The sequence below is a fragment of the Curtobacterium sp. MMLR14_010 genome (genome assembly GCF_001865015.1).
GTDB lineage: Bacteria > Actinomycetota > Actinomycetes > Actinomycetales > Microbacteriaceae > Curtobacterium.
The window spans coordinates 31,698-45,497 of the sequence record NZ_MJGV01000031.1 but is presented as its reverse complement, the minus strand read 5'-3'; the positions used below and the strand labels follow the sequence as shown (position 1 = coordinate 45,497).

The following is a 13,800-nucleotide window of genomic DNA, read 5'->3' as shown; positions in this document are numbered from 1 at the left end:
TGGTCTCCGAGGACTGGCAGCCGGTGCGCCCGTCGGCGTCGCTGCCGTCGTCGGAGCTTTCTCGTTCTGGTGCCTCCGAGTTGACGGCAGCTGGGCGTGGGGGGTGGTGACGTCACTCGTGATGCTGTTCCTCGGGGTCTGGGGCGAGCCGTGGATCCACGAGCGGCTGGTTCGGGAGAAGGCGAACGAACCCCCCGCTCGCGACGTCGGGCGAGGGCATCGTGATGATGCCGACGCATGACGCGGCATGATCGTCGTATGGACGAACGCACCCGTCGCGGAGGACGACCGCGCCGCTCGAGCGCCGAGGTGCTCGCGGACGCGGCGGCGGAGCTGTTCCTCGAGCAGGGCTACGGCCGCACGACCGTGGACCAGATCGCCGCCCGAGCCGGGGTCAGTCGAGCGACGTTCTTCAACTACTTCCCGGCGAAGTCCGACGTGATGTGGCTCGAGCTCGACGCCGCCGTGGCCGCGCTGCCGGAACTGCTCGCGGCGTCCACCGAGGCCTCGGCCGTCCGTGCGGTGGAGGACGCCCTGCTCGCCGCCGCCCGCGCCCACGACCCGGAGCGCGTGCCGTGGGCGGTGGCCCAGGCCGAGGTGATGGGCATCGGTGCTGAGCTCGTCGCCAGCGTGGCGGCCCGGGTCATGGCGCAGCACACCGCGGTCGCCGCGTTCGTGGGGCGGCGGACGGGGGAGCAGGCCGGGGCGCTGTGGCCGCAGACGGTGTCGGGCGCGATGCTCGGCGCGGCTGCTGCGGCGTTCGGGGTGTGGGTCGCGGACGGGGTCGGCCGGCGCGCGCTCGTCGAGTACGTGGCGGCGGCGCTGACCCCGGTGGTCGCTGGGCTCGACGCACGCTGAAGAGGCCCTGCGCGCGCTGGGGCCCGGACACCCGTCCGGCCCCGGCGCACGAGCGCGGGGCGAGGGGTGGGCGCGTCAGGCCCGCAACGTCCCCGCGCCGCCCGAGGCCACGTCCTCCACGGTCCCGTCGCGCACCGTCTGCGGGATCGCGTCGCCGGTGGGCACGAGCGCCACGTCGTCCGGGTAGCTCAGGGTGAGGACCGCCTCCTCGATGTACTGGCTCTCCTCGAGCGACTTCTCGACGTCCCGCAGGCGCACGGCCACGTGGGACTCGTCCTCGTTCCCGGTGAGGTCGACCGCCGCCACGAGGTACACGCGGGACGGCCCGACGAACTCCAGGTGCAGGTAGGTCACGCGCTCGACCTGCTTGCGGGCGAGCAGCTCGACGAGCACCGCGTTCTCGAGCTCGGGGGAGGTGCTCTCGCCGAGCAGGAACCGGCGGTTGCGGTCGATGAGGACGATCGCGACGACGCCGAGCAGCAGGCCGACCGCGATCGACCCGATGGCGTCGAAGACCGCCAGGCCGGTGACCTGGTGCAGGAACACCCCGAGGAACGCGATGACCAGGCCGACGAGCGCAGCGGCGTCCTCGGCGAAGACGGCACGCAGCGTCGGGTTCGAGGACTGCAGCACGTGCCGCAGCACCGGCACCTTCCGCTTCGTCGCCGCGCCGTGCGCCTGGCGGTAGGCCTGCAGGAAGCTCGTGCCCTCGAGGCAGAACGACAGCGCGAGCACGACGTAGTTGAGCACGACGTCCTCGGCGGGCCCGGTCTCGCCGAGCTCGCTGATGCCGTGGTAGATCGACACGATCGCGCCGGCGGTGAACAGGCCGAACGCGGCGAACATCGACCAGATGTAGGTCTCCCGGCCGTACCCGAGCGGGTGCGCCGCATCACGCTTCTTGCCGCCACGCCGTTCGGCGATGAGCAGGAAGATCTCGTTGCCGGTGTCGGCCCACGAGTGCGCCGCCTCGGCCACCATCGACGCGGACCCGGAGATGAGCGCGGCGATCGACTTCGCGATGGCGACGAGCAGGTTCGCCCCGAAGGCGATGATGACGGTCAGCATGGACTCGGGACGGTCCTGCTGCTGTTCAGACGACGGCATCACTCAAGCATGCTCCCGTCCGGTAAAGTCGTGTTCCACAGGCATCGATCCGGCCATCACCGGGGAGTCATCCGGAAGAACGCGGACCGTCTCGACGGGCCGTCAGTAGAACCGGACGGGTTCGGGACCGTCACCATCCCCGACGACGAGCGGCCGCTCCGGTTCCACCGGAACGGCAAGCGAGGTGGTACCGCGGAGCCCTCGGGCCCCGTCCTCGTGGAGACGAACCGAACCCACAGGAGCCCCCGTGCGTTACCCGCTCACCTCGAACACCGACGGCGTCACCCCGTCGCCCTCCTTCCCCGCCGTCGAGCAGGGGATCCTCGCCTTCTGGAAGGGCGACGACACCTTCCGCGCGTCGATCGAGGCCCGCACCGGCTGCGACGAGTGGGTCTTCTACGACGGCCCGCCCTTCGCGAACGGCCTGCCGCACTACGGGCACCTGCTGACCGGCTACGCCAAGGACGTCTTCCCGCGCTACCAGACCATGCGGGGCAAGCAGGTACACCGCCGCTTCGGCTGGGACACGCACGGGCTGCCCGCCGAGCTCGAGGCCATGCGCCAGCTCGGCATCACCGAGAAGCACGAGATCGACACCATGGGCGTCGACGTCTTCAACGCCGCGGCGAAGAAGTCCGTGCTGCAGTACACCGACGAGTGGCAGCAGTACGTCACCCGCCAGGCGCGCTGGGTCGACTTCGAGGACGACTACAAGACCCTCGACGTCACCTACATGGAGAGCGTGCTGTGGGCGTGGAAGCAGCTCTGGGACAAGGGCCTGGCGTACGAGGGCTTCCGGGTCCTGCCGTACTGCTGGAACGACCAGACCCCGCTGTCCAACCACGAGCTGCGCATGGACGACGACGTCTACCAGATGCGCCAGGACCAGTCCGTGACGGTGTCCTTCCCGCTGCAGGGTGCCCGCGCCACGGCGCTGGGGCTCGACGGCGTCCGGGCGCTCGCCTGGACCACGACCCCGTGGACGCTCCCGACGAACGCCGCCCTGGCCGTCGGGCCGGCGGTCGCGTACGTGGTGCTGCCCGCTGGGCCGGGAGGCTCCGCTGACGGTGGCGTCGCCGGTGCGGTCTCGTACATGCTCGCCGCCGACACCGTGGCCGCCTACGCGAAGGACCTCGGCTACGAGACGGCCGAGGCCGCTGTCGCGGCCGTCACGCGCGAGCTGCAGGGCAGCGAGCTCGACGGCGTCGAGTACGAGCGCCTGTTCGACTTCCTCAGCGACACCGAGGGCATGGAGAACGGCTGGAAGATCCTGGTCGCGGACTACGTCGAGACGGGCGAGGGCACCGGCATCGTGCACCAGGCCCCGGCGTACGGCGCCGACGACCAGGTGGTGTGCGCCGCCGCGGGCATCCCCGTGGTGCTCTCCCTCGACGAGGGCGGCGTCTTCACGTCGCAGTTCGGCGACGTCGCCGGCATGCTGTGGTCGGACGCGAACAAGCCCCTGACCAAGGCCGTGCGCGACGCCGGACGGCTCCTCCGCCAGGCGTCCTACGAGCACAGCTACCCGCACTGCTGGCGCTGCCGCAAGCCGCTCATCTACAAAGCCGTCTCGTCGTGGTTCGTCCGCGTCACCGAGATCCGCGACCGGATGGGCGAGCTGAACCAGGACATCACCTGGGTGCCGGACAACGTCAAGGACGGCCAGTTCGGCAAGTGGGTCGGCAACGCCATCGACTGGTCGGTCTCCCGCAACCGCTACTTCGGCACGCCGATCCCGGTGTGGGTCTCCGACGACCCGGCGTACCCGCGCCAGGACGTCTACGGCTCGCTGGCCGACATCGAGCGCGACTTCGGCCGCCTGCCGGTGGACGCCGAGGGACAGGTCGACCTGCACCGCCCGTTCATCGACGACCTGACCCGCCCGAACCCCGACGACCCCACGGGGAACTCGACCATGCGCCGGATCACCGACGTGTTCGACGTCTGGTTCGACTCCGGGTCGATGCCGTACGCCCAGGTGCACTACCCGTTCGAGAACCGGGAGTGGTTCGACAGCCACAGCCCCGCCGACTTCATCGTCGAGTACATCGGGCAGACCCGCGGCTGGTTCTACGTCATGCACGCGCTCTCCACCGCGCTGTTCGACCGGCCCGCGTTCACGAACGTCATCAGCCACGGCATCGTCCTCGGCTCCGACGGCCAGAAGATGTCGAAGTCGCTCCGCAACTACCCGGACGTCTCCGAGGTCTTCGACCGCGACGGCGCCGACGCGATGCGCTGGTTCCTGATGTCCTCGTCGGTGATCCGCGGTGGCAACCTCGTCGTGACCGAAGAGGGGATCCGGCAGGGCGTCCGCGAGTTCCTGCTGCCGTTCTGGTCGACGTACTACTTCTTCACGCTGTACTCGAACGCGTCCGGGGAGTCCGGCTACCAGGCGTCGCGCCGCACGGACAGCACCGACGTCCTCGACCGGTACCTCCTCGCGAAGACCCGCGTGCTCGTCACCGACGTCACGACGCACCTCGACGCGCTCGACACCCCGCTCGCGGCGCAGGCCATCCGCGACTTCGCCGACGTGCTCACGAACTGGTACGTCCGCCGCTCGCGCGACAAGTTCTGGCTCGGCGCCGAGTCGTCGTCCTCGGCGAAGGACGCCTTCGACACGCTCTTCACCGTGCTCGAGACGCTCGCCCGGGTCGCGGCCCCGCTGGCGCCCCTGGTGTCGGAGGAGATCTGGAAGGGCCTGACCGGCGGGCGCAGCGTGCACCTCACCGACTGGCCGGACGCCGCCGAGTTCCCCGCCGACGACGCCCTCGTCACGGCGATGGACCGCGTGCGCGACGTCGCCTCGAAGGGCCTCGCGCTCCGCAAGGCGACGGGCAAGCGCGTGCGCCTGCCGCTCGCCACGCTGACGCTCGTGCTGCCGGACAGCGACGCCGTCGCGCCGTTCACGGACATCCTCCGCGACGAGCTCAACGTCAAGCGCGTCGTGCTCGAGGCCCAGGCCGAGGAGTCGCTGGCGCAGTACGGCATCGAGCGCAAGCTCACCGTCAACGCCCGCGCCGCCGGCCCGCGCATCGGCAAGGCCGTGCAGCAGGTCATCCCCGCCGCCAAGCGGGGCGACTGGGTGGCGACCGACACCGGCGTCACCGTCGGCGGCATCGACCTCGTCGAGGGCGAGTACACGCTCGACCTCTCCGTCGCCGATGCGTCGATCGCGGTCGCGTTCCTCGACGGCGGTGGGTTCGTGGTGCTCGACACCGTGACCACGCCCGAGCTCGAGTCCGAGGGGGTCGCCCGCGACGTCGTCCGCGCCGTGCAGCAGGCCCGTCGTGACGCCGACCTCGACGTCAGCGACCGCATCGTCCTGACGCTCGGCGCCGACACCGTGGCCGCGGCCGCCGTCCGGACCCACCAGGACCTCATCGCGGGGGAGACCCTCGCGACGACCATCGACGTGGTGCAGACCACGTTCGCCGAGGGCGAGGGCACCGTCGTCGGTGACGGTGCCAAGGTGTCCGTGGAGGTGGCACGCGCATGAGCGACAACAACCACGACCAGCACGACGACGGTCACGACGACGAGGTCCGCTACGACGCCGACGGGATCGAGATCCCCGTCGGCCCGCCCGCCGACACCCGCCCGACCGAGTCAGTGCCGTTCGGCGGCGACGACGACGAGGTCAAGCGCGTCGAGGCCGCCCTGTACGCCAGGATCGGCGAGCAGTCGCCCGAGCACCGGCTGACCGCGACCCGGCGCGCCGTCGAGCTCCTCGGCGACCCGCACCTGGCCTACCCGGTCGTGCACGTCACGGGGACGAACGGCAAGACCTCGACCGCCCGGATGGCCGAGAGCATCATCCGCGCACACGGGCTCCGCACCGGACTCATGACGAGCCCGCACCTGGTGTCGATCCGGGAGCGCATCGTCATCGACGGCGAACCCGTCGCGGCCGACCGCCTCGTCGAGAACTGGGACGACATCACCCCGATCCTCGACATGACCGACGCCGAGCTCACCGCCAAGGGCGAGCTCCCGCTGACGTTCTTCGAGGCCCTGACGGTGCTCGCCCTGGCGTGCTTCGCCGAGGCGCCCGTCGACGTCGCCGTGATCGAGGTCGGCATGGGCGGCGAGTGGGACTCCACCAACGTCGTCCAGAGCCAGGTGCAGGTCTTCACCCCGATCGCCATCGACCACGCCAAGCAGCTCGGCAACACGGTCGCCGAGATCGCCCGGACCAAGTCGGGCATCATCAAGCCGTCCTCGGCCGTCGTGTCGAGCGCGCAGGTGCCCGAGGCGCTCGCCGAACTCGAGCGCGCCGCCGAGCTCACCGAGTCGTCGCTCGCGGTCGAGGGCACGGGCTTCGGCGTGCTCGACGTCACCCCGGCCGTCGGCGGACAGCTCATCACCGTGCAGGGCGTGGCCGGCCGCTACGACGACCTGTTCCTGCCGCTGTTCGGCGCGCACCAGGCCCACAACGCCGCGGTCGCGATCGCAGCGGTCGAGTCGTTCATCGGGCGCGGGTCACAGCCGCTCGACCAGGACGTCCTCAGCGAGGGGCTCGCCGGCGCTACCAGCCCCGGGCGCCTGCAGCCGATCGCCCAGGACCCGACCGTCGTGGTCGACGCCGCGCACAACCCGCACGGCGCGAAGGCCCTGGCCGAGGCGCTGCCCATCGCGTTCCCCTCCGGACACGTCGTCGGCGTGGTCGGCATCCTCGCCGACAAGGACGCCCGGGGGTTCGTCCGCGCGCTCCGGGACACCGTCCGGACGTTCGTCGTCACCCAGCCGCCGGGGGAGCGGGCGCTCGACGCCGACGCCTTCGCGCGGATCGTGGTGGACGAGGTCGGCGGCGACCGCGTCGTCGTCGAGCCCGTGCTCGCACAGGCCCTGCAGGAAGCCCGCGACCTGGCGGACGAGGACGACGCCGACGACGCCATGGTGCTCGTCGCCGGGTCCATCGTCATGGTGGGTGCCGTCATGGAGCTGGTCCACCGGGAAGGCGGGACGAAGTGACGGACGCAGGGGGAGCCTCCCGGCCGGGTCGGCAGCCGCGCATGCGGCGACCGCGACGCGACCGCGGAGCCCAGGAGAGCCTGCTCTCCATCACGCTCGTGCTCGAGGCGATCATGTTCTTCTTCCCGATGCTCGTCGTGTTCGGGAAGCACACCCTGCCGGCCGGACTGGCCTTCGGTGGCGGCCTCGCCGCGATCGTCGTGCTGGCGCTGGCATCGCGTCTGACCGGCAGTCGTGCCGGTGTATGGTTCGGGTGGCTGCTCCAGGCAGCCATCCTCGCGACCGGCTTCATCGAGCCGTTCATGTTCGCGGTGGGCGCGGTGTTCCTGGCACTGTGGGTGTTCTGCTTCACCAAGGGCGCGCAGCTCGACCGCCAGAACGCCGCTGCACGACGTGCCGCCGCCGAGGACTGACCACATCCACCCCCGAACTCCAGGGAGCACCGCTGTGTCCGACTTCGAAGAGACCCTCGTCCTCGTCAAGCCCGACGGCGTCGCCCGCCAGCTCACCGGTGAGGTCCTGCGCCGCATCGAGGCCAAGGGCTACGAGATCGTCGACCTGAAGATGCTGACCGCCCCGCGTGACCTCCTCGACGCGCACTACGAGGAGCACCAGGGCAAGTCGTTCTTCGAGCCGCTCGTCGAGTTCATGCAGTCCGGCCCGGTCGTCGCCGTGCGCGTCGCCGGCAACGGCGTCATCGCGGGCTTCCGCTCGCTCGCCGGCACCACCGACCCGACCTCGGCCGCGCCGGGGACCATCCGGGGCGACCTCGGTCGTGACTGGGGCCTCAAGGTGCAGCAGAACCTGGTGCACGGCTCCGACAGCGCCGAGTCCGCCGCCCGCGAGCTGGGCCTCTGGTTCTCCTGACGCACTGACGGTCCTCCCCATCGAGGGAGCAGAAGACGTCGGGTCGCCCTCGGGCACCCGACGTCTTCTGCTCCCTCGATGTCATCAGCTCGCGCATGACGAAGGCCCCCGCACTCGATGAGTGCGGGGGCCTTCGTCGTGCGGGCTACTTGGTCGAGCCACCGTTCTGCTCGACGAACGCGGCGAAGGAGTCGGTGTCGCTCCAGGCGTTGGCGTTGTCGGCGTTGTACTGCTTGCCGTTGACGATGATCGTCGGCGTGCCGGTGAGCTTCGGGACGTCCGAGTTCGCGAGCGGCTCGGTGAGCACGCGGTTCGTGGCGTCGGCGACCCAGCTGGCGAAGCGCTGGTCCGTGATGCAGGACTCGACGTCCTTGTTCGTGGCGCCGGCGTCCTTCGCGATGTCCGCGAGCTTCTGGTTCGTCAGACCGCGGGTGCTCTCGGACGGCTGGTTGGCGTAGAAGGCCGAGTTGACGTCGAGGAAGGCGTCGGGGTCGTAGTTCGCGACGCAGGCGGCAGCGGCCGCGGCGCGGGTCGAGTACTTCGAGCCGAGCGAGACGCGGTCGAGCAAGTTGAACGGGTGGATCTCGAGCGTGGCCGAGCCGTCCTGCACCCACTTCTTGATCTGCGGCATGTTGCCGGTCTCGAACTGGTTGCAGACGGGGCACATGTAGTCCTCGTACACCGTGATGTTCGCGACCGAGTCGTCCTGCTTGGTGGCGGTCGGCTTGCCCTTCTCGGGGATCGCCTTCGTCTCCACGGGGACGATCTTGCCGTCCTGGCCCTGCAGCACGATGCCGTCGCTCGCCATGTTCTTCGGGCCGGGGCCGGCGGGCTGCACCGAGTTCGCGATGACCAGCACCACGACCGCGACGACCGCGAGGCCGGCGACGATGATGCCGCTGATCGTCAGCGTGCGGTTGCGGCGCTTGCGGGCCTTGTCCTTCGCGCGCTGGGCGGCGGCGCGCTCGCGGGCCGCGTTCCTGCGAGCCTTCTTGCTCTCGTTGTCGCTCATCGGGAACGAGCGTAACGGCTGCCGACGCGCCGACGGGGCGTCCTGGCTGGGAAGAGTCCAGGAATCAGGTGACGTGTCACCGAGTTCGCCCGGGCCTCCGCGACACCGAACGCGGGCGCACGCGTCACAGGAACGACAGGACCGTCGGGAACTTGACCAGGATCGTGACGACGATGAAGAGGTAGTTCGCCAGGGGGAACGCCCAGCAGAACGGCAGCAGGGCCGTCCCGACGCGACGGCCGCCGGCGCCGAACGTGCCACGGGAAAGGTTCCAGATGGTGAACACCCAGAACATCGGGATCGTCATCGCCCACACGAGCATGCACCACGGGCAGAGCGCGCCGATGAACCAGACGGTCTGCGTGAAGAGCCACGTGACGAACACCCACGCCAGGAACACGCCCGCGTTGAAGGCGACCCAGAACCACCTGGTGCCGCGGAACCCGGCGAGCAGCACCACGCCCACGGCGATCGGTGCCACGAAGCCCATCACGCCGATCAGCGGGTTCGGGAACCCCAGGAGGTGCCCCTGCGCACTCGTCATGACGTCCGAGCAGTTGACGAAGGGGCTCACGTCGCAGGAGAGCACGGCCTTCGGGTCCTCGTACTTGGCGAACTCGTCGAGCACCAGCCGGAACGCCGCGTAGAGCGCGACGGCGCCGGTGACGAGCAGGAGGATCGCGATCGCGACGGGACGACGGGTGGTGGGTGCTGTCGTGGTCACCGCGTCATCATGACACGGGCCTCCGACCGTTCTCCGTCGTCGCGTGCGACAATGACAGTCGTCGCGCGGCCGATCCGTGTGACGACGAGAGCTTTCCGGGCGACAGCCCGGACGAACAAGGCACGGTGACAGCGTGCCGTGACCGGACGACGCGTCACTTCCGACGCCGGACCGGGTGGGGCCGGGTGCCTCGCACGGGGCGGACACGAGATGTCGACGCCGGACGGTCACTGACCAGCGAGTGCGGGTGGCGTGGCCGCCGCCCGCCACAACCACAGAGTTCCCGCCACCCGAAGGGGCAGCGCGGGGTCGAGGAGTGCACCAGTCCATGGTGGAGCAGAGCGAACACAACGCGAACGACAACAACGACGACGCCGCACCGAAGCGACGGGGCCGCCTGTTCGGCGGACGCCGCGCCCGGTCGGGGCAGCAGACCGCCGGGGGCGTCCCGACGTCCACCGACACGGTCGAGACCACCGAGGCGGCCGAGCCGACCGCGCCGGAGACGACCGAGCCGGTCGTGACCGACTCGGTCTCCGTGCAGGTCGACGTCCAGACCGGCGCGACCGCGGTGGCCCATGACGTCAGCACCCTCACGGGTGACCTGCCCGTCGTGGACGCCGAGGCGGTCGCTGCCCGCGCCGCCGATGCCGAGGTCGCCGCGGTGGCCGAGGCCGCCGGTGCGGACGACGTGCCGGCCACCGACGCGCCCGACACCGTTGTCGCCGACACCGCCGCTCCGGCGGACGAGCTGGCGACGACGGAGGCCACCGCGGCCGCCGCCCGCAACGCGCTCCGCTGGTCCGACGAGGACGGCGACGCCGAGCCCGAGACCGACGACGAGACCGCGACGGACCCCGACACGGCAGCGAGCGACGAGCCCGCCGCACCCGCGGTCGAGGCCCCCAGGGCGACGTCCACGCTGTCGCTGATCTTCCACGCCCCGGTCCTGCCGGAGCTCCCCGTCCGTGGCGCCCGGTCCGACCGTGACGACCGCTGGGACGAGGACGACGACCAGGAGTCCGGCGGCAGCCGTCGTCGCACCCGTCGTCGTGGCAGCAGCGCCGACCGTGAACCCCGCGAGCCGCGCGACCACCAGGAGCCCCGCCGCCGCGAGGTCGAGTACATCACCGAGCCCCAGAAGGTGAAGGGCTCCACCCGTCTCGAGGCCAAGAAGCAGCGCCGCCGCGACGGCCGTGACGCCGGCCGCCGTCGCCAGGTCGTGACCGAGGACGAGTTCCTCGCCCGCCGCGAGAGCGTCGACCGCCAGATGATCGTCCGCTCCAGCGCGGAGACGATCGAGATCGGCGTGATCGAGGACAACGTCCTCGCCGAGCACTACGTCACCAAGTCCCAGAACGTGTCGCTCATCGGCAACGTCTACCTCGGCAAGGTGCAGAACGTCCTGCCCTCGATGGAGGCCGCCTTCGTCGACATCGGCCGCGGCCGCAACGCCGTGCTCTACGCCGGCGAGGTCGACTGGAACTCCGTCGAGACCGGCAACCACGGCCGCCGCATCGAGGCAGCGCTCAAGCCGGGCGACAAGGTCCTCGTGCAGGTCACGAAGGACCCGGTCGGCCACAAGGGCGCCCGGCTGACCAGCCAGGTCTCGCTGCCCGGTCGCTACCTCGTCTACGTGCCGAACGGCTCGATGAACGGCATCTCGCGGAAGCTCCCGGACACCGAGCGCGCCCGCCTGAAGAAGATCCTCAAGGCGGTCCTGCCGGAGCACGCCGGCGTCATCGTCCGCACCGCGGCCGAGGGTGCCACCGAGGAGCAGCTGACGCGCGACGTCCAGCGGCTCACCGCGCAGTGGGAGGCCATCCAGAAGAAGGTCGCGAACGGCCAGGCGCCGATCATGCTCCACTCGGAGCCCGACCTGCTCGTGAAGATCGTCCGTGACGTCTTCAACGAGGACTTCACGAAGCTCCTCATCGACGGCGACGCCGCCCGCGAGACCATCGACGAGTACCTCACCGCGGTCGCACCCGACCTCAAGGACCGCGTCGAGCTCTACGACGGCCCGGACTCCTTCGAGGAGCACCGGCTCAACGAGCAGATCGAGAAGGCGCTCGACCGCAAGGTCTGGCTGCCCTCCGGTGGCTCGCTCGTCATCGACCGCACCGAGGCCATGACGGTCGTCGACGTCAACACCGGCAAGTTCGTCGGCTCCGGGGGCAACCTCGAGGAGACCGTCACGAAGAACAACCTCGAGGCCGCCGAGGAGATCGTCCGTCAGCTCCGGCTGCGCGACATCGGCGGGATCATCGTCGTCGACTTCATCGACATGGTGCTCGAGTCGAACCGCGACCTCGTGCTCCGTCGTCTCGTCGAGTGCCTCAGCCGCGACCGGACGAAGCACCAGGTCGCCGAGGTCACCTCGCTCGGCCTCGTGCAGATGACCCGCAAGAAGATCGGTGTCGGCCTGCGCGAGTCCCTCGACGAGGTCAACGCGAAGGTCAACGACAACAACGCCGACCCGGGTCCGTCCAAGGGGCGTCGCAAGGGTCGCGGCAACGGCTCCGACGGCGGTTCGCCCGCCGGCGGCAGCGCGAACGGCTCGCGCGGGAACGGGAACGGCAACGGACACGGCAACGGGTCCGGGTCGAACGGTTCCGGCAGCGAGCAGAAGCCGTCGCAGGCGCACCAGATCACGGAGGACGTGAAGCACGCGTTGTCCCGGATCGCCGCGTCGACCATCGGCCACGAGGAACCGGCCGCATCGCCGAACGCTCCCGCGTCGACGACGTCCCCGGCCTCGGCACCGGCAGCTCCTGCGGCGTCCACGGCCCCCGCGGCCACCGACGCCCCCGAGTCGTCGACGGACGGCGGCCCCAAGCGTCGCCGTCGTCGCGGCGGTCGTGCCAGTTCCGAGCAGAGCACGCCGGCCTCGACCGACGGCGTCCTGACGCTGCCGGCCCCCGCCGCTGCCACCGCCGCCCCGGCGGTCGCTCCCACCGAGCGCACCGCCGAGCCGACCGAGGCCCCGGCCACGACCGCCCCGGCCGCGTCCGCAGCACCCGCACCGGAAGCGAGCGCCCCCGCGTCGAGCGCACCGGCCGCCACCGCCCCGGAGCAGCAGCCGACCACCCCGCCGACCCGTCGTCGGGCGTCGTCGTCCGCCACGGTCACCCCGGCGGACACGACGGTCGCCATCCTCGACATCCCCGTCGCGGTCACGAAGCGTGAGCCCCGCAAGGCCCCGGACGCGGACTCGCTCCTCGACTCGGTCCTGCAGGCGCTCCCGGAGCCGAAGCAGCCCGGCCAGGGTCGTTCCCGGTCGCGCCGTGTCTCGTCGGGCAGCATCAGCGCTCCGGCGACGACCGACGGCGACGCCACCGACGACGGCACCGTGATCCTGGGGAGCTGACGGTGTCGAACCCCGAGCGCCGCCCGCAACCGGAGGACCGCGGGTACTACGGCGCCGGGTGGCAGCAGCCCCAGCAGCAACACCCCCAGCACCACACCCAGCAACAGCCGCAGCCGCAGCCGCAGCCGCAGCAGCACGGCGGCGGTCCGGCCGGCGGCGGGTACCTCCCGCCCCGGCCGCCCCGGCGTGCGGGGGACCCGACCAGGGCCTTCGCGCCCGGTGCCTCCGGCGCTGCGGTCGCCGGTGCGGCCATCGCGGTCGTCGGGGTGCTCGCGGTGCAGGCGCTGTCCGGCCTCGTCGGGATGATCGGCACGAGCCTGTACGTCGGCCCGTTCGGCTCCTTCGGCGGTCACAACGTCGTGCTCAGCTTCGCCACGGCCGTCTTCCTGACGCCGTTCCCGTTCTACGCAGGTGCCTTCCTGGCCCTGGCGTTCCTCACGCCGATCACCCGGCGCAGCCCGCTCCCCGTCGTCCTGCTCCGCGCGCTCCTCGGCGGCGCGGCCGGCACGCTGGCGCTGGCGCTCGTCGGCATCGTCACGGGTGCGTACGGCGCCGTGGACGCGGGGCCCAGGCGCCTGCTGACGGACGTCCTGACGTCGCCGCTGCAGCGCGGCATCCCGCTGACCGCCATGCTCCTGGCTGCCGCCACGGTGGCGTGGCTCTGGCTCGGACGGCCCCGCGGCCGCACCGGACGCCCGACGTCCGGCACCCCCGGCACGGTGCGTCCGGCGGATGCCGTCCCGCCGGCGACCGTCCAGCCCCAGCAGTGGGCGCCGCCACAGCAGCAGCAGTGGGGGCCGCCCCCGGGTCGCTGACCCGACGGGTCCTGGTCAGGACCACCCACCGGACAGGAGGCTCGTGGCGACCCCGCCACGAGCCTCCTGT

Annotated in this window: 10 protein-coding genes; 7 read left to right on the top strand and 3 right to left on the bottom strand. The window is 71.3% G+C overall.

The window, feature by feature from the left end:
* The first annotated feature begins 258 nt into the window (after window positions 1-258).
* Window positions 259-858, top strand: coding sequence for a TetR family transcriptional regulator (locus BIU98_RS07575; RefSeq protein ID WP_071274235.1), 600 nt, complete (start codon window positions 259-261; stop codon window positions 856-858).
* 75 nt (window positions 859-933) lie between these two features.
* Here the strand turns inward: BIU98_RS07575 and BIU98_RS07570 are convergent, their stop codons facing one another.
* Window positions 934-1,965, bottom strand: coding sequence for a cation diffusion facilitator family transporter (locus BIU98_RS07570; protein WP_071274232.1), 1,032 nt, complete (start codon window positions 1,963-1,965; stop codon window positions 934-936).
* Between the two features lie 247 nt (window positions 1,966-2,212).
* Here BIU98_RS07570 and ileS point away from each other — a divergent pair, with 247 nt between their 5' ends.
* The 4 genes from ileS to ndk are packed head-to-tail and all read left to right on the top strand — an operon-like array spanning window position 2,213 to window position 7,809.
* A complete protein-coding gene (gene ileS, locus BIU98_RS07565) occupies window positions 2,213-5,467 on the top strand; it encodes an isoleucine--tRNA ligase (protein WP_071274229.1) in 3,255 nt (1,084 codons plus the stop codon).
* Window positions 5,464-6,942, top strand: coding sequence for a folylpolyglutamate synthase/dihydrofolate synthase family protein (locus tag BIU98_RS07560; protein WP_083393077.1), 1,479 nt, complete (start codon window positions 5,464-5,466; stop codon window positions 6,940-6,942). The genes ileS and BIU98_RS07560 overlap by 4 nt, the downstream gene beginning before the upstream one ends.
* Window positions 6,943-6,983: 41 nt before the next feature.
* A complete protein-coding gene (locus BIU98_RS07555) occupies window positions 6,984-7,355 on the top strand; it encodes a DUF4233 domain-containing protein (protein ID WP_083393076.1) in 372 nt (123 codons plus the stop codon).
* A 34-nt stretch (window positions 7,356-7,389) separates the two neighbouring features.
* Window positions 7,390-7,809: a nucleoside-diphosphate kinase gene (ndk, locus tag BIU98_RS07550; protein ID WP_071274223.1), complete on the top strand. Its 420-nt coding sequence runs from the start codon at window positions 7,390-7,392 to the stop codon at window positions 7,807-7,809.
* 145 nt (window positions 7,810-7,954) lie between these two features.
* Here ndk and BIU98_RS07545 read toward each other — a convergent pair whose 3' ends face one another.
* Window positions 7,955-8,821, bottom strand: coding sequence for a thioredoxin domain-containing protein (locus BIU98_RS07545; protein ID WP_071274220.1), 867 nt, complete (start codon window positions 8,819-8,821; stop codon window positions 7,955-7,957).
* 124 nt (window positions 8,822-8,945) lie between these two features.
* The gene (locus BIU98_RS07540) at window positions 8,946-9,545 is read right to left on the bottom strand and encodes a vitamin K epoxide reductase family protein (protein WP_071274217.1); all 600 of its coding nucleotides are present in this window, start codon (window positions 9,543-9,545) and stop codon (window positions 8,946-8,948) included.
* Between the two features lie 328 nt (window positions 9,546-9,873).
* Here BIU98_RS07540 and BIU98_RS07535 point away from each other — a divergent pair, with 328 nt between their 5' ends.
* Both BIU98_RS07535 and BIU98_RS07530 read left to right on the top strand, forming a co-directional pair.
* The gene (locus BIU98_RS07535; protein ID WP_071274214.1) at window positions 9,874-12,915 is read left to right on the top strand and encodes an Rne/Rng family ribonuclease; all 3,042 of its coding nucleotides are present in this window, start codon (window positions 9,874-9,876) and stop codon (window positions 12,913-12,915) included.
* Between the two features lie 2 nt (window positions 12,916-12,917).
* Window positions 12,918-13,730, top strand: a complete 813-nt coding sequence (locus tag BIU98_RS07530) for a hypothetical protein (RefSeq protein WP_071274211.1) — start codon at window positions 12,918-12,920, stop codon at window positions 13,728-13,730.
* Window positions 13,731-13,800: the final 70 nt, after the last annotated feature.

What these genes read in the sequence shown, in the direction of transcription:
- BIU98_RS07575 (WP_071274235.1), top strand. Translation starts at nt 259, where the DNA reads ATGGACGAACGCACCCGTCGCGGAGGACGACCGCGCCGCTCGAGCGCC.
- BIU98_RS07560 (WP_083393077.1), top strand. Translation starts at nt 5,464, where the DNA reads ATGAGCGACAACAACCACGACCAGCACGACGACGGTCACGACGACGAG.
- BIU98_RS07545 (WP_071274220.1), bottom strand. Translation starts at nt 8,821, where the DNA reads ATGAGCGACAACGAGAGCAAGAAGGCTCGCAGGAACGCGGCCCGCGAG.
- BIU98_RS07570 (WP_071274232.1), bottom strand. Translation starts at nt 1,965, where the DNA reads ATGCCGTCGTCTGAACAGCAGCAGGACCGTCCCGAGTCCATGCTGACC.
- BIU98_RS07555 (WP_083393076.1), top strand. Translation starts at nt 6,984, where the DNA reads ATGCGGCGACCGCGACGCGACCGCGGAGCCCAGGAGAGCCTGCTCTCC.
- BIU98_RS07535 (WP_071274214.1), top strand. Translation starts at nt 9,874, where the DNA reads ATGGTGGAGCAGAGCGAACACAACGCGAACGACAACAACGACGACGCC.